Origin of the sequence: Tersicoccus mangrovi (assembly GCF_036881825.1) — a bacterium.
GTDB classification, from domain to species: domain Bacteria; phylum Actinomycetota; class Actinomycetes; order Actinomycetales; family Micrococcaceae; genus Tersicoccus; species Tersicoccus mangrovi.
The window spans coordinates 111,151-125,581 of the sequence record NZ_JBAJMW010000001.1 but is presented as its reverse complement, the minus strand read 5'-3'; the positions used below and the strand labels follow the sequence as shown (position 1 = coordinate 125,581).

14 protein-coding genes are annotated in these 14,431 nt (G+C 66.8%); 6 read left to right on the top strand and 8 right to left on the bottom strand.

From position 1 onward, the window contains the following. Positions 1-38: 38 nt before the first annotated feature. Positions 39-923, bottom strand: coding sequence for a PRC and DUF2382 domain-containing protein (locus V6N00_RS00600; RefSeq protein ID WP_334230156.1), 885 nt, complete (start codon positions 921-923; stop codon positions 39-41). A gap of 125 nt (positions 924-1,048) precedes the next feature. Further along, on the bottom strand, positions 1,049-1,855 hold the full coding sequence (locus V6N00_RS00595) for a mechanosensitive ion channel family protein (RefSeq protein WP_334230155.1): 807 nt from the start codon (positions 1,853-1,855) through the stop codon (positions 1,049-1,051). Between the two features lie 221 nt (positions 1,856-2,076). On the opposite strand from V6N00_RS00595, the gene V6N00_RS00590 reads away from it, so the two are divergent. Next, entirely contained in the window at positions 2,077-2,802 is a 726-nt protein-coding gene (locus V6N00_RS00590; RefSeq protein WP_334230154.1) for a TetR/AcrR family transcriptional regulator, read from the top strand. A gap of 99 nt (positions 2,803-2,901) precedes the next feature. Here V6N00_RS00590 and V6N00_RS00585 read toward each other — a convergent pair whose 3' ends face one another. Genes V6N00_RS00585 through V6N00_RS00575 form a run of 3 tightly spaced genes read right to left on the bottom strand, consistent with a single transcriptional unit; the run spans position 2,902 to position 4,762 of the window. Further along, a complete protein-coding gene (locus tag V6N00_RS00585; protein WP_334230153.1) occupies positions 2,902-4,128 on the bottom strand; it encodes a DNA recombination protein RmuC in 1,227 nt (408 codons plus the stop codon). A gap of 56 nt (positions 4,129-4,184) precedes the next feature. Continuing rightward, positions 4,185-4,559 (bottom strand): type II toxin-antitoxin system death-on-curing family toxin, encoded by a 375-nt coding sequence (locus V6N00_RS00580; protein WP_334230152.1) that lies wholly within the window; start codon positions 4,557-4,559, stop codon positions 4,185-4,187. Continuing rightward, positions 4,556-4,762 carry a CopG family ribbon-helix-helix protein gene (locus V6N00_RS00575; RefSeq protein WP_334230151.1) on the bottom strand — a complete coding sequence of 69 codons (207 nt, stop codon included), beginning with the start codon at positions 4,760-4,762 and terminating at the stop codon, positions 4,556-4,558. Before V6N00_RS00575 ends, V6N00_RS00580 begins: the two co-directional genes overlap by 4 nt. An 82-nt stretch (positions 4,763-4,844) precedes the next feature. On the opposite strand from V6N00_RS00575, the gene ychF reads away from it, so the two are divergent. Both ychF and V6N00_RS00565 read left to right on the top strand, forming a co-directional pair. Then, positions 4,845-5,930, top strand: a complete 1,086-nt coding sequence (ychF, locus tag V6N00_RS00570) for a redox-regulated ATPase YchF (RefSeq protein WP_334230150.1) — start codon at positions 4,845-4,847, stop codon at positions 5,928-5,930. Positions 5,931-6,013: 83 nt separating this feature from the next. Beyond that, positions 6,014-10,099 (top strand): helix-turn-helix domain-containing protein, encoded by a 4,086-nt coding sequence (locus V6N00_RS00565; RefSeq protein ID WP_334230149.1) that lies wholly within the window; start codon positions 6,014-6,016, stop codon positions 10,097-10,099. 371 nt (positions 10,100-10,470) lie between these two features. Here the strand turns inward: V6N00_RS00565 and V6N00_RS00560 are convergent, their stop codons facing one another. Next, positions 10,471-11,289 (bottom strand): SDR family oxidoreductase, encoded by an 819-nt coding sequence (locus tag V6N00_RS00560; protein ID WP_334230148.1) that lies wholly within the window; start codon positions 11,287-11,289, stop codon positions 10,471-10,473. 160 nt (positions 11,290-11,449) lie between these two features. Here V6N00_RS00560 and V6N00_RS00555 point away from each other — a divergent pair, with 160 nt between their 5' ends. Then, positions 11,450-12,019 carry a dihydrofolate reductase family protein gene (locus tag V6N00_RS00555; protein ID WP_334230147.1) on the top strand — a complete coding sequence of 190 codons (570 nt, stop codon included), beginning with the start codon at positions 11,450-11,452 and terminating at the stop codon, positions 12,017-12,019. A 12-nt stretch (positions 12,020-12,031) separates the two neighbouring features. Then, positions 12,032-12,580: a putative immunity protein gene (locus tag V6N00_RS00550; protein ID WP_334230146.1), complete on the top strand. Its 549-nt coding sequence runs from the start codon at positions 12,032-12,034 to the stop codon at positions 12,578-12,580. 87 nt (positions 12,581-12,667) lie between these two features. Here V6N00_RS00550 and arfB read toward each other — a convergent pair whose 3' ends face one another. Further along, complete coding sequence (gene arfB, locus V6N00_RS00545; protein WP_334230145.1) at positions 12,668-13,108, bottom strand: alternative ribosome rescue aminoacyl-tRNA hydrolase ArfB; 441 nt, start codon at positions 13,106-13,108, stop codon at positions 12,668-12,670. A gap of 9 nt (positions 13,109-13,117) precedes the next feature. Here arfB and V6N00_RS00540 point away from each other — a divergent pair, with 9 nt between their 5' ends. Then, positions 13,118-13,648: a CehA/McbA family metallohydrolase domain-containing protein gene (locus tag V6N00_RS00540; RefSeq protein ID WP_334230144.1), complete on the top strand. Its 531-nt coding sequence runs from the start codon at positions 13,118-13,120 to the stop codon at positions 13,646-13,648. Between the two features lie 128 nt (positions 13,649-13,776). On the opposite strand, the gene V6N00_RS00535 is transcribed toward V6N00_RS00540, so the two are convergent. Further along, entirely contained in the window at positions 13,777-14,430 is a 654-nt protein-coding gene (locus V6N00_RS00535) for an SGNH/GDSL hydrolase family protein (RefSeq protein WP_334230143.1), read from the bottom strand. Between the last annotated feature and the right edge of the window lies 1 nt (position 14,431).

Below are 14,431 nucleotides of genomic sequence, written 5' to 3'. Positions count from 1 at the left end.
GGGCGCCTCGGCTCTCGCGTGGCGGGATCGCCGGTGGGTCAGCGGTTGCCGTCGACCCGGCCGTCGATGTTGCCGTCCACCGAGCCGTCGGTGTCCGTGTCGATCTCTTCCTTGCGCACCTGGTCGCTGACCGTCGTGGTCTCCTCGACGGTCTCCTTGCCGACGCGCACGCGCTCGACCGGGACGACCTCCTTCTCGATCACGGGGCGCTCCTCGTGCAGGACGACCTCGTGCTCCTCGTCGGAGAGTTCCGGTCCGTCCTCGGCCGCACCGCGGTTGGCGTCGGTGATCGGCTCGCGCTCGAGGGTGACCTCCTCGCGGGTGACCGGAACCTGGACGGTCTGCTGCTCGGTAACGACGTGCTTGCGCAGGCGGACGCGCCCGGTCTCGACGTTCTCCGTGCCGACGCGGAGCCGCTCCTCGGAGCGGGTCATGGCCTCGTCGGTCGTCGGGCCCGAGGTGTCGTGGCCGACGGTGCCGGCGGCGTCCCGGTCGCCGGTCAGGCCGGCGGCCCGCTCGTCGGTGCCGCGCTCGTCGACGCCGCCGGTCGCGATCCCGGTGGTCTGCCCGGTGCGGGCGCCGTCGTCGATCGCGTCACCGGTGGAGTCGGAGAGGCCGTAGTGGCGGTAGAGCTCCTGCTCCTCCTCGGGGGAGAGGTGGTCCTGATCCGCCTCGACGCGCGGGGCGTCGGTCACCAGCTGCTTGTCGAACGGCACGCGGAGACCGCGGTCGTCGAGGTCGGCGTTGCGGATCGGGACGAAGGTCTCCTTGGTGCCGAAGAGGCCGGTGCGGACGGTGACCCATTCGGGCGAGCCGCTCTGGTCGTCCAGGTAGACCTGACCGACGTCACCGAGGCGGTGGTCGTCGCTCGTCAGCACGTCCGCGCCGAACAGCGTGGAGATCGCGTTCTTGTCGATAGCCATGGAGCTTCTCCTTCTGGTGGTGGTTGTTGCGGAAAGGGGAACCGGTGTTCCCGGGCGGGCCGCGGCGGTGGTCGCCGCGGCCGCGCCGGTTCAAGGGGTGGGATGTCCGCTGGTGCGGGCTCCGCTCAGCGGTGCTGGTTGTCCCGGCTCGCGCCGCCCCGGCCGTTGCCGCTCTGGTTGCCGGCACTGCTGGCCGCGGCCTTGGCCTGCGCAGCTGCGGACTTCGCCTGCTGCTCGACACTCGGGGCGCGATCGGCCTCGGCACGCAGGCGCGGCGCCTCGTCCTCGACCTTGTTCAGGTACGAGTCCCAGCGCGACTGCATCGGCTTGATCAGACCGCCGCCGACACCGACGACGATGACGCCGCCGAGGGTGGCGAGCACCGTGATCAGGACCGGGGTGGTCACGGTGGTGGCGATGCCGACCTGGTTCAGCGCCGCGATGATGCCGAATCCGATGATGAACACGGCGGCGATGTTCGCCAGGGCCTTGCCGTACGAGAGGCCGCCGAGGGTGTTCTGGATCAGCGTCTTGACGGCCGCGGCGATGGCGGCGGTGATGATGACGATGATGATGGCGACGAACGCGGCCGGCAGGAAGGCGATGATCGCGGTCAGGATGTTGCTGATCGGGTTCGGGCCGAAGGCGCTGAACGCCAGCTGCAGGGTGAACAGCATGATCGCGTAGTAGACGAGCTTGGCGAGGATGTCGCTCGCGTCGAACTTCGACCGCTGGAGCGCCCGGCCGATGCCGCCGCGCTCGATGGCCCGGTCCAGGCCCACGCGCGCCAGGAGCTTCGCAACCAGGCGGGAGAGCGCCTTCGCGACGATCCAGCCGACGAGAAGGATGACGAGGAACAGCACGAGTGCGGGAACGAACGTCGCGATGGTGGTCCATGCGGCGCTCAGCCCGTTGGTCAGGGATTGAGTCATGTCCAGCTTTCGGGTCGAGGTCTCACCGGTCGGGGACCGGTCCTGCCATGAAAGACCGGCTTACGACGTAAGTCAGTCTTCCGATGGACCCGAGCTTACAAGCTAAGTCAAATGATGCAAAGCAAGCTGAGCAAAGTCTAGGCCGTGCATCGTCCGAGGTCGAGGGCTATCGTCGAGGAAAAGGACAGCCGGATCCCGATCGGACGAGGAGATGATCACCGGTGGCGCAGCAAGGCGAGTCCACGGCCGAGAAGGCCGGCACTCGACGTCCGCTCAGTCGCGACCTCGTGGTTCGTGAGGCCATCGCTTTCATCGACGAGCGGAGCATCAACCAACTGACGATGCGCTCGCTCGGTGCCCGGCTCGGGGTCGAGGCCATGTCCCTGTACCGCTACGTCAACGGCCGGGAGGACCTGCTGGAAGCGATTGTCGCCGCCCTCGTGGACCGGGTGGAGGCCACGCCGCCGGCGGGCCACGAGCTGACGACGGACTGGCACGGCTACCTGCAGTGGATGGCGCACTCCGTCCGGGACGTGGCGCTGGAGCACCCGGCGATCTTCCCGCTGATGGCGACCCGGCATCCGGCCGCGGACTGGCTGCGTCCGCCGCTGCGGAGCCTGCGGGTGGTCGAGGAGTTCCTCGCGGCCTTGCTCGAACGCGGCTTCACGGAGGAGCGCGCGGTCGAGGTCTACCGGGTGTTCACGAGTTTCCTGCTCGGCCAGTTGCTGCTGGAGGTCGCCCAGCGTGGAGAGTCGACCGCGCCGGTGGAGGAACCGCTCGACGAAGGTGGGGCCGACCTGCCCAACCAGGACGAGGACCTCGACCTGTCGGAGTTTCCGCTGGTCGCCCGACTGCGACCGCTTCTCTCCGAGGATCACTCGGACGAGGAGTTCGAACGCTCGCTCGAAGCGTTGCTGGACCGGCTGGACCTCCTCTTCACGCAGTAGGCGACACTCTCCTCGCAGAAGGCCGCTCATCATGAAGTAGCCCACGCGGGCCGGTCGGTTGCGCCGGCTGACCGGCGCTGATTTCCCAGTCTCAGTACCTCAGCCGGTGCGACCCAGTTCCCTCCGCTCGCGGCCGTCGTCGTCGGCCGCGTCGTGCGACAGGAACTCGACGGCTGTCAGCGTGCGCGGTGTCGTCTCCACGCCCTCTGGTGTCAGGTGCTCCGAGCGGACGACAGCCGGATCGAGATCGGCGATCCTCCGGGCAGTGACGAACACCCGGTTCTCCATCGAGCCGACCAGCGAGTTGTAGGTCTCCACGGTGCGGCGCAGTGAGGATCCCATGGTCGCCAGGTGCTTGCCGGTGGAACCGAGCCGGTCGTACAGCTGCTGGGCGAGCACGAACAGCTCCCGGGCGTTGTCCGTGAGCGACTCCTGCCGCCACGAGAAGGACACCGCCTTGAGCGCTGCGAGCAGGGACACGGGCGAGACCAGCGCGACGTGCCGCGACGCGGCGTGGTCCAGCAGTGTGCCGTCGGCCGTCAACGCGGCGGACAGTGCCGACTCCGCGGGCAGGAAGCAGAGCACGAGCTCGGGGCTCTCGCTGCGTCCCTCCCAGTACTTCTTGGCGCCGAGGGCGTCGACGTGGGCGCGCACGGCCTTCGCGTGGCGGGACAGCCACGCCGCCTGCTCCTCCTCGGTCTCCGCCTCCTGCGCCTCGAGGTAGGAAGACAGGGGAGCCTTCGCGTCGAGCACCAGTTCCTTGCCGCCGGGCAGGGCGACGACCATGTCGGGGCGCTGGGTGATGCGCTGCCCGTCCGCGTCGACCCGCTCGCCGTGCACCTGCTCGCCGAAGTCGACGTGCGGCAGCATGCCGGCGGCCTCGACGACGCGACGCAGCTGCGCCTCACCCCAGGTGCCCCGTGCCGAGGTGGAGCGCAGAGCGCCCGCGAGCGACTGGGTGGCCACCTGCAGCTCGCCGTTGGCGGTGCGGGCGTCGCGCAGAGCCTCGTGGATACCGCCGTACTGCTCGGCCCGCTGCCGCTCCATGACGCGCACGTGCTCCTCCACGGCGGACAGTTTGGCCTGCACGGGGGCGAGAGCCTGCAGGACGTCCAGCTGCTCGCGGCTGCGCTCGTCGGCCGCCATCGCGCGCGCTTCGAGCTGATGGCAGGCCTCCCGGGCACGCGCCAGGTCAGCGGTCAGCTGGTTCACCCGCGGGCCGCCGTCGTCAGCGGTACCGGCGTGCCGGCGGCCGACGACGACCCCGGCCACGAGGCCGACGACGAGCGTGAGCAGAGCCAGGAGGAGAGCGGCGAGAACGTCCATGCCTCCACGTTCTCACCGGGCGCCGACAGAACTCGTCAGGTCCGTCCCCCGGGTCGTCAGCTGTCGAGCGGACGAAGGTGGTCGGCGAGCATCTTCGAGGACTCCTGGATGTCGATCACGCCCGAGGCGACGCCGACCACCAGGTCGAAAACGGCATCCGGGGCGAGAGTGTGTCGGGCGCCGTTGAGGTGGAGGAAGACGACGGTCAGCACCCACGCGGTGCGCTTGTTGCCGTCGATCAGCGCGTGGTTTCGAGCCACGGACTCGAGTAGGGCCGCGGCTTGCAGAGGTAAGGACGGATAGGCGGGCGCGCCCATCACTGTCGTGGCCGGACGTGCGAGGGCGGAGCCGAGAAGGCCCGCATCGCGCACGTGGAAGCCGAGGCGCTCGATGAGGGGCAAGGCCTCATCGAGCTCGAGTCCGATGATCACGCATCAGCCAGGCGGTCGATGGCCTCTCGATCGTGGGTCAACGCAAAAGCGAAGCCTTCTTCAATCCGGGCCTCGCGTGCTCGGCGATCGATGAACTGACGGACTGCCTCTGCCACGAGTGCACTCTTGGGAGTGTGCTCGGCGTTGGCAATGTCGTCGAGAGCCCGGTTGAGGTTGTCGGGGAGCCGGAGTGTCATGGCCATGCAACCAAACGATACCGCCGTGATACCTCACCTTCCGGGACCGACGACGGAGGGTGATCGCGCGCCCGTAGAATGGACGACCGTGGCTCTCACTATCGGTATCGTCGGTCTGCCCAACGTCGGCAAGTCCACCCTCTTCAACGCCCTGACCCGCAACCAGGTGCTCGCGGCGAACTACCCGTTCGCGACCATCGAGCCGAACATCGGGGTGGTGAACCTGCCGGACCCGCGGCTGGACAAGCTCGCCGAGCTGTTCTCCTCCGCGCGCGTGATGCCCGCGACGGTGTCCTTCGTCGACATCGCCGGCATCGTCAAGGGCGCCAGCGAGGGGGAGGGGCTGGGCAACCAGTTCCTCGCCAACATCCGCGAGGCGCAGGCGATCGCCCAGGTGGTGCGCGTGTTCGACGACCCCGACGTCATCCACGTCGACGGCCGGATCGACGCCGCCTCGGACATGGAGACCATCAACACCGAGCTGATCCTCGCCGACCTCCAGACCATCGAGAAGGCGCTGCCCCGGGTCGAGAAGGAAGTGAAGATCAAGAAGCGGGACGCCGCCGAGCTCGCCGAGCTGCAGAAGGCGCAGGCCGTGCTGGAGCGCGGCGACACGATCTTCTCGTCGATCGAGGGTGACAAGCTCGAGATGGAGCACCTGCGGGAGCTGAGCCTGCTCACCGCCAAGCCCTTCATCTACGTGTTCAACGCCGACGCCGACGTGCTCGCCGACGAGGCCAGGCGCAAGCAGCTGGCTGAGCTGGTGGCGCCGGCCGACACCGTGTTCCTCGACGCGAAGCTCGAGTCCGAGCTGGTGGAACTCTCCGAGGAGGAGGCGCGCGAGATGCTCGAGATGGAGGGGCAGACCGAGTCGGGCCTCGACCAGCTCGCCCGCGTCGGCTTCCACACGCTCGGGCTGCAGACCTACCTGACGGCGGGGCCGAAGGAGGCACGCGCCTGGACCATCAACCGTGGCGACACCGCGCCCCAGGCGGCCGGCGTCATCCACACCGACTTCCAGCGCGGCTTCATCAAGGCCGAGATTGTGTCGTTCGAGGACCTGGTGGACGCCGGGACGATGGCAGAGGCGAAGTCCCGCGGCAAGGTCCGTATGGAGGGCAAGGACTACGTCATGCACGACGGCGACGTGGTGGAGTTCCGCTTCAACGTGTGAGGCGGCTAGGAGCCGTCTGCCGTCGTACGCATCGTATGCGTCTGACCGTTGATATGCACGCATACGATGCGTACGCTCTCGGCATGAGCGAAGATCTTGGCCTATTGATCCGCGAACGGCGGGAGGCGCTGGGGCTGGATCAGGCGACGCTCGCGGCCCACCTCGACGTAGGTCAGCAGGCGGTTAGCGGGTGGGAAAACGGTCGGTCTAGGCCGCGGCGCTCAATGCTAGATAGCGTCGCTCGAACTCTTTCGGTCGATCTGGATTTGCTTCTCGACGCCGGTGGGTATCGGTCGCCGGCATTAGCTGTCCGTCTTCCAGTTCGTCCGTTAACGCGGGCTCTTCCGCTTGATGAGCTGACGGAGGAACGGTTCGAAGACCTGCTGACCGAAGTGGTGGCCACATTGCACCTCGACGGGCATGCGAGCCGATACGGCGGCCGTGGGCATAAACAGTATGGCATCGACATTCTCGTCACTGCGGACGGAATCAATCTCGCCATAGGTCAGTGCAAGCGCCACCGCGAGTTCGGGCCGTCCGCCGTCAGAAGGGCCATCAAAGAGGTCACGATCTTCGCACCACAAAACTATCTGTTTCTATCTCGATTGGTCGCTACCCCGGCCGCGCGGGCAGAGGCCGGAAGACACGCCAATTGGGAGCTGTGGGACGGTGAGGACATCTCTCGTCACATTCGGAACCTCCCACGCGAGCAGGCCGTGCGGATCGTCGACAACTACTTCCCGGGTCACCGAGAGTCGTTTCTTGGCATCTCAGCGCCCGGGCCCTGGTTGCCGCCCGAGGAACACTTCGGCGTCAACCGTGGCGCCGTGTTTAATCACGACTGGAACTTAGTCGGGCGGCGGGCCGAACTTGACCAACTGGTGGCGGCAGCTTATCAAGCCAACGCCACGGTCGCATTCTTAGTCGGGGCGGGTGGCGTTGGAAAAACAAGAGTTCTCAAGGCGGTCGCGGACGCTAGGCCAGCAGGCACCCAGATTCGTCTCTTGCCTGGCAACGTGAATGTGACCGGGGCCGACCTCGAACTACTACCGGTGGACCGCGACCTGACGGTCATCATTGATGATGCCCACGAGATTGTGGATATCGCCAATATCATGGCCGGCATCTGGCGTCGGAACCCGAATACGAAGGTGCTGCTGGCTACTCGGCCCTACGGGGTGCGGGGTGTCAAAGAGGAATTGGCACGTCACGGGTTGCTGCCCATGCCGCACACCGAGGTCGTCATTGGAGATCTCGAGTTCGACGAGGCTTTTGCCCTGGCGCGTGAAGCGCTGGGCGAAGCAGGCGCGCCCGCAGTCGCTCGTCGGCTCGCTGCGCTCACCATCGATTCTCCGCTGGTGACTGTCGTCGGCGGCGTGCTGATAAGGCAAGGTCATCTTGATCCGACGGCGGTGGCACAAGACGACAACGTTCGGCTTCAGATCTTGCGTGGGTTTCGCGATGCATTGGTGAAAGACCCTTTGGCATACGACCCGCCGACCCGGATGGCAGTCTTGGATGCGGTGGCTGCGCTGCAGCCGTTCCGCACTAATGAAGAAGATGCGCGCACGTCGCTGAGCGCAGTTGTGGGAAAGCCCTACGACGAGTTGCACAAGCACTTGCGGAGCCTCGAGAACGCGGGAATCCTACGGCGGCGAGGAGACGCTTTGCGGATAGTGCCGGATCTCTTGGGCGATGTGATTCTAACCGACGCGGTATTCGACGACCGAGACCCGCTCGGCACTGGTTATCTCGCTCGTATCGAGTCGATAATCTGTGGAAATAGCGTCGAGCACCTGTTTGTCAACGTGAGTCGTGTCGACTGGCAGATTCGTAACTTGCGTGACGATGTACCGAGTCTGGCTGACTCTCTGTGGGCTGCTTTTCGCTCCCGTGTCGTGGCCGCTGATGCGTTCGACCGACGTACTCTCGCTGAGACTTTGGCCAAAGTTGCCTACTTCCAGCCCACCCGCGCTCTCCAACTCACCCGATGGTTGATCGACAACCCAACAGATCGTCTCGACGGCGAGCACGCCGCGTGGCGAAGTGTGCTCCCGGTGGACTACAACGGCGTGCTAGAGGTCTTGCCGGCAGCGATTCAGCTCGCCGCGTTAACAGAAGAGACGCTCTCGGAGGCAGCTGGACAGTTGTGGGCTTTGGCTCAGGGCGATATACGACCCACCAATTCACATGCAAATCATCCGCTTAGGGTATTGTGCGAATTGGCTGAGTTCAGTGTTGACAAGCCTATATGGTTCAACGACTTGATCATCGACAGCGTCTCAACGTGGTTTGCCGATGGTAATCAGCTGTCTCCGTTTGAGGTTCTCGAGCCGATGCTCGCGACGGAAGGAGACGAATCTTCCTTTCGCGGACACTCAATCACCTTCCGCCCGTTTGCGCTGAATCCGAGTGGGATCATGAAGGTTCGGCAACGAGTCATTGACTTGGCTTTCGAGGAACTGGATCACTCAGATGTGAGGCGTTCGGGAGCCGCGGCTAAGGCCTTGAAGTCCGCGCTGCAATTGCCAACGGGACGTTTCGGTCGCGAGGTGTCAGAGGATGAACTGGCCGGATGGATTCCGGGCATCCTCTTGACCATCAACCGCCTCCACGCGAAAGCTGCGGCCGGTGACCTGGATCCCGCTGTACTCGTCGCTGTCCGCGACGCCTTGTTCTGGTACGACAGTTACGGATCAGGCCCCTTACACGAGGCTGCACAGCATGCCATCGAGTCCATCCCAGATGATGTCGAGAGTCTCCTTGGTCTAATGGTCCACGACGGTTGGGGCCGCCTGGTGCGCGACCGTGGCGATAACTTCGAAGCTATGGAAGCCAAGCGGCTGGCACTTATCGCGAAGGTGACCGAGCTACTCCAGTTTTACTCTGACGAGGATGTGGTTGACGTACTGGTTACTCGGCTTAGGGCCGACCGGGAAGTGTTTGGCCCGGCCGAAGGCTTCCCGGATCCCGTGCTGCAGAGCCTTGTCGACTCTCGCCCGGCTCTCGCGCACGCGATCGTGGAGAGAGTGCGTAACACCTCTGAGGCCTCCGATCTCGACTCTGTCCTTCCGGTGGTCCTAGGCACGTTCGCCACGCGAGATCCGGACGGCGCGCTGCTGGATATCCGCAGCCTGCTTGTTAACACGTCGCTGGACCGTCGGCGGTCCGCAAGCCAGGCAATCGGTTGGAACCGTGGTCTTCGCGAGCTGAGTCTAGGAGAACTCGATTTGCTGCTGGAACTCAGTACGGATGCCGACGTAGTGATACGGCGAAACGTCGTTCGGGCCGCTCAACTGCTGGCGAGAACTCAAAAGGCCGAGGCCATCCGCATACTCACGCGCGTCCGTTTCGGTGATAGTCAAGTTCTGGCCGACGATTACTTCATTTCGTTCCGGATTGACAGCGGGATCTCTTGGGATGACTTCTCCGAGACCGAACTCGATTTAATTCGCCGCGACCTGGTCGCCGTGAACGACATTGGGACATATTCTGTGACAAAAGCACTTGCGGAACGATCCGAGACGGCCCCGGAGTGGGTCGTAGGCCTGTTGAAAGAGCGAATTGAGCTGGCCGAGGCCGTCGACTCACTTCGCAGCTACAGGGCAATCCCGTATTCTTGGGATAATGGCTTGCGCATTCGATCCACGTCCGCGTTCCTTACAATCTTGAGCGGTATTCTGAGCTGGATCGCGGAAAGGCTTGATTCGTGGCGCCGGCGCACGCTTGGCGCTGATCTTTTTTCGGCGGCGGCAGGCGACTACGACGACCGAGTGCTAGGTCTTCTTGCAAGAGCTATTTCCGGTGGTGTCGAGAGCTGGGTGGGGGCTGTAGCAGCCGTCCTCCATGAGGCTCCTCGGACTTTGATATGGGATCAAACGGAGTTTGTGCGCAGCGCACTTCATTCAGCCGAGAAGGTGGGGAAGGATGCGTGCCAACAGGTGGTGGAGGCTCTGAGGTCCGCCACCATCTCCGGCACGCGGACTGGCTCGCTCGGTGAGCCGTTCCCGGAGACGATCGAACAGCGAGATAGATCGCGAGCTGTTGCGATGGACTTGCCGGCCGGATCTGTTGAGAGAAAGTTCTACGTCAACTTGGCGCAGTCCGCCGAAATAGATGCCCGGCGCGAGACCGAAGACGACTTGCCCACTGATGGGCGAGATTGGTAGCGAGAGCGTTAAGATCAGCTTTCGAGGGCGGATCGACGAGTTTGCTCACGACGTCGACGCTTCAATTCGAAAAAGAAGCGGCGCTGCTCAATTCTATCGCCTCCGGGCTGGGGCGCGCTCTCTATATAGGCACCATCTTCTCTCGGATTCCGATTTGTCCAGAGCGGGGCAATTTGCTGATAGCGGGCAAACGTCGCGACGGCCGAGCGACTCTTGTTTCAGCTCAACACTCGTGGGACAGCTCGTCTTTGCCTCTGCGTCCGAGCCGGCCCTTTCGCCGGACGCTTGAAGCTCACCATGCCGACAACGGCAACGATGAGGGTACCCGTCAAACATCGGGTACCCCTCATCAGGCTCATCAGGCCCTACCGTCAGTTGCCGTGCGCTTCGACCGACACCGGCTGCCACTCGTTCCACGTCGCCAGGCGCGACTCGTAGTCCTTCGTCGCGATGTCCAGCGGCGCCGTGCCGAAGAAGATCCGCAGGGGCGGCTTCTCGGCGTCGACGACCTTGAGGATCGCGGCCCGGGTGGCCTTCGGGTCGCCCGGGTTGTTCGCAGAGGGACGCTTCGCCGCCGCCTCACGTACCGAGGCGTAGGCGTCCATCTCCTCGCTGTGCGTGGCGGACGGGCCGGACCAGTCGGTGGAGAATCCACCGGGCTCGATCAGCGTCACCTTGATGTTGAAGCCGGCCACCTCCTGGGAGAGCGACTGCGAGAAGCCCTCCAGCGCCCACTTCGACGCGTGGTAGGCGCCGACGGTCGGGAACGCGCTGATCCCACCGATGCTGGACACCTGGATGATGTGCCCGGACCCTTGCTTGCGCATGATGGGAAGGGCCGCCTGGGTGACCCAGAGGGCGCCGAAGAGGTTGGTCTCCAGCTGCGCCCGGACCTCGGCCTCGGACAGCTCCTCGATCATGCCGAAGTGCCCGTAGCCGGCGTTGTTCACGACGACGTCGAGCTGGCCGAAGTGCTCCGCGGCCTGCTGGACGGCCGCGAAGTCGGCGTCACGGTCGGTGACGTCGAGCTGGATCGGCAGGAAGGTGTCGGCGTATTTCTCGGCGAGGTCGCTGAGCGTCTCGGGCTTGCGCGCGGTGCCGGCGACGTTGTCCCCGCGCTCCAGCGCCGCTTCGGTCCACTCCCGTCCGAAACCCTTGGATGCTCCCGTGATGAACCAGGTCGTGGTCATGGTGCTGTCCTCTCGATCGTGTGCAGGCTGACTATGTCGGGGCCAACGCCCGACCAGCGTGAAGACTTCCCCGGCGTGATGCGGGACACACGTTCGGGAGGCGCCAGTATCGTGAGCTGCGTCCGGTGGAACGGGCCAGTGCATCGAGGGAGAGCGCGCCATGAGGCCACTTCGCTATTCGATCAACGTCACGCTCGACGGCTGCTGCCATCACGAGGCGGGGCTCCCGCCGGACGAGGAGTCGATGCGCTACTGGACCGATCAGATGGCCCGGGCCGACGCCCTGATCTTCGGCCGCGTCACCTACACGATGATGCAGGCGGCGTGGCGGAGGCCGGTTACCGGCACGTGGCCGGACTGGATGGACGAGCCGGCGGTCGCCTTCGCCGAGGCCATCGACGGAGCGAGGAAGTACGTCGTGTCCAGCACCCTCACCGACGTCGACTGGAACGCCGAGCTGATCCGGGGCGACCCGGGCCGGGCGGTCGCCCAGTTGAAACAGGAATCGGGCGACGGGCTGTGGGTGGGCGGCGTGACGCTGCCCCGCGCCCTGGCGGAGGCGGGCCTGATCGACGAGTACGAGTTCCTCGTGCAGCCTGTGCTGGCCGGACACGGGCCGACGCTGCTCGCCGGTCTGAGCGGAAGCATCCGGCTCGAGCAGGTGGAGCGCCGCGAGTTCCGCTCTGGAGCGGCCGCCGTGCGGTACCGGCCCGCGGACGTACCGGCGTGACAGGATCGGGCCATGGCCTCGATCCAGACCCTCGGTGACCCGGAGCGGCGCACCATCGCCCGGTGGGCAGCCGCGTGCGCGGAGCGGGTGCTCCCGCTGGTCGACGCCGAACCCGTGGCGCTGGAGCAGGTGCACGACGCCGTCGCGCGTGCCCGGGCGTACAGCGCGGGCGAGAGCACCGCCGCCGCGGAGATCGCCCGCCGCATGATCGCCGTCAAGGCCGCGAGCAGCGCCACCACCCCCGCCGGGGCGGCCGCCGCCCGGTCCGCCGCCCAGGCCTCCGGCGTCGCCCACCTCGCCGCGCACGCCCTCGGTGCCGCCGCCTACGCGGTCAAGGCCGTCTGCTTGGCAAACCCGGATCGCCCGGAGGCGGAGCACGAGGAACTCCGCTGGCAGCTCGCGCAGCTGACCGATGGCGAGCGCGCGGTCCTCCGGCAGCTTCCGCCCGTGGGCGTCGACACATCCGGCCCCCTCGGGCCCGGTCTGCTCTCGCGCGGGATCCTGGGATCGGTGATCCGCAGGATCCAGGCGGAGGTCGGCAGCAGCGAGACGCGCGAGTGACGTCCCAGCAGGCCGACGGACTCAGGCGACGCCTCAGGGGACACGGCATTCACCGCTCGGCGAGCGCGTTCACCCTGGGGTCCGCGCTCACTCCGCCCGCGGCCGTCGGCGGGCCTGCTTGACCTCCGCCCGCTGCCGCTTCGCCTCGAGCCGTCGCCGCCTGGACCCGCGCGTGGGCCTGGTCGGCCGGCGGGGGATCGGCGGTGCCGCCGCCTCTCGCAGCAGCGACGCGAGCCGGTCGCGGGCCGCGGCGCGATTGCGGTACTGGGAACGCTGCTCGGAGGACTCGACGGTGAGCATGGTGCCCGCGAGCCGGCTCGCGAGTGCCGTGAGCAGGCGGCGGCGCAGAACGTCGTCGAGCGCGGTGGTGGTGCCGAGGTCCAGGCTCAGCTGCACGCGCGAGTCCGCCGTGTTCACCCCCTGGCCGCCCGGGCCGGATGCGTGGGAGAAGCGTTCGACGAGCTCCGAGCCGGGCACCGTGAGCCCACGGGGGATTCCCGGGCCCGGCGGAACCAGCAGATCGTCCATCACCCCAGTGTGACCGACTGCGGAAACCGGAGAAATCCTCCCGGAGCGTTCGACGGGTGTTGGTCGGCCGGCCTTCCGCCGCAGGTCATCGGCTGGCCGCACAACGTCGTCAATGCCTCGGGCCTCTCCCGCGACGCCGTGCTCGCCGGCATCAAGGCCGGCCGCAGCTGGATCGCCGAGTCCGCCGACATCGATCTCGCCCTCACCGCGCGCTCGGGCGGCCGGACGGCGGGCGTGGGGGAGCGGCTGCCGGTCGCGGACGACGCGCCCGTCACCGTGTCCCTGACCGTCTCCGGCGTCCCGAACGGGGTGATTCGCCTGATCACCGACGAGGGCCAGATGCAGCAGGTGAGTCTGCCGGCGTCGGGTGAGGGCAGCGCCACCTGGGTCACGACGCCGCAACTGGCCGCGTACGTGCGGGCCGAGGTCCGCCACCCGATGGCCGACGGCACCGCCAGCAACGGCACCGCGATGGGTGAGACGCTGCTGCTCGGCCACATGGCCGCGTTGACCAACCCGGTGTTCCTCGGCCGCCGGTAGGCCGTCGGTACGCCGCAGGGAGAACCGGGTCGGCACCGCACGAGGAGAACACGAAGGCCCGGCCGCTCATCGCGAGCGGCCGGGCCTTCGTCGCGTCCGGATGTGAGTGAGCTGGACGCCGGCCCGGCTCAGATCCCGAGGACCCGGGTCATCTCCTTGAGCAACTGCTGCTGGCCGGCGACGGACGGGTGCTCGTCGTCGGGGCCCGCGAACCGCTGATCGTTCATCCACTTCTCGGCGAGCGGGTCGACGAACCGGGCGTTCGTCGCCGAGGCCGCCGCCTTGAGGGCGTCCCGCACGGCCAGACGCGCCGGTGTGGGCGTCGTGTAGGCGGGCGGCCCGACCACGATCAGGCGGGCGTCCGGTGCCGTGGCGTGGGCGGAGTGGAGCGCCGCGACGGCGGCGGCGGTCAGATCGGAGGCCTGGCTGCCCTCGTCGTTGTCGGAGCCGAAGAACAGCACGGTCTGCGTGTCGGGCGTGACGGCGTCCACCTCGTTCGAGCCGAAGGTGGCGTTGTCGTCGCCGCCCGCGAGGTACCCGGCCCCGTTCTCGGACGCGTTGACGACGTCGAGGCGGCCCCGTGTCCGCTGGGCCAGCAGGTGCGGCCACGCGTCGTCGGACGACGTGCCGAATCCGGTGCTCAGCGAGTCGCCGACGACGACGAGGCGGGGCGTGCGCGCGGCATCGGCCGGCGGGGTGCTCCGGCCGACCGTGACGACGACGGCGGCGACGACCACCACCGCCAGCACCCCGCCGATCAGGTACCGCCACCGCCGCCGCATT

Excerpts from the sequence above, each read along its gene's own strand:
- V6N00_RS00600 (WP_334230156.1), bottom strand. The coding sequence starts at position 923 with ATGGCTATCGACAAGAACGCGATCTCCACGCTGTTCGGCGCGGACGTG.
- V6N00_RS00595 (WP_334230155.1), bottom strand. The coding sequence starts at position 1,855 with ATGACTCAATCCCTGACCAACGGGCTGAGCGCCGCATGGACCACCATC.
- V6N00_RS00585 (WP_334230153.1), bottom strand. The coding sequence starts at position 4,128 with ATGGACGTTCTCGCCGCTCTCCTCCTGGCTCTGCTCACGCTCGTCGTC.
- V6N00_RS00575 (WP_334230151.1), bottom strand. The coding sequence starts at position 4,762 with ATGGCCATGACACTCCGGCTCCCCGACAACCTCAACCGGGCTCTCGAC.
- V6N00_RS00565 (WP_334230149.1), top strand. The coding sequence starts at position 6,014 with ATGAGCGAAGATCTTGGCCTATTGATCCGCGAACGGCGGGAGGCGCTG.
- V6N00_RS00560 (WP_334230148.1), bottom strand. The coding sequence starts at position 11,289 with ATGACCACGACCTGGTTCATCACGGGAGCATCCAAGGGTTTCGGACGG.
- V6N00_RS00555 (WP_334230147.1), top strand. The coding sequence starts at position 11,450 with ATGAGGCCACTTCGCTATTCGATCAACGTCACGCTCGACGGCTGCTGC.
- V6N00_RS00550 (WP_334230146.1), top strand. The coding sequence starts at position 12,032 with ATGGCCTCGATCCAGACCCTCGGTGACCCGGAGCGGCGCACCATCGCC.
- arfB (WP_334230145.1), bottom strand. The coding sequence starts at position 13,108 with ATGGACGATCTGCTGGTTCCGCCGGGCCCGGGAATCCCCCGTGGGCTC.
- V6N00_RS00535 (WP_334230143.1), bottom strand. The coding sequence starts at position 14,430 with ATGCGGCGGCGGTGGCGGTACCTGATCGGCGGGGTGCTGGCGGTGGTG.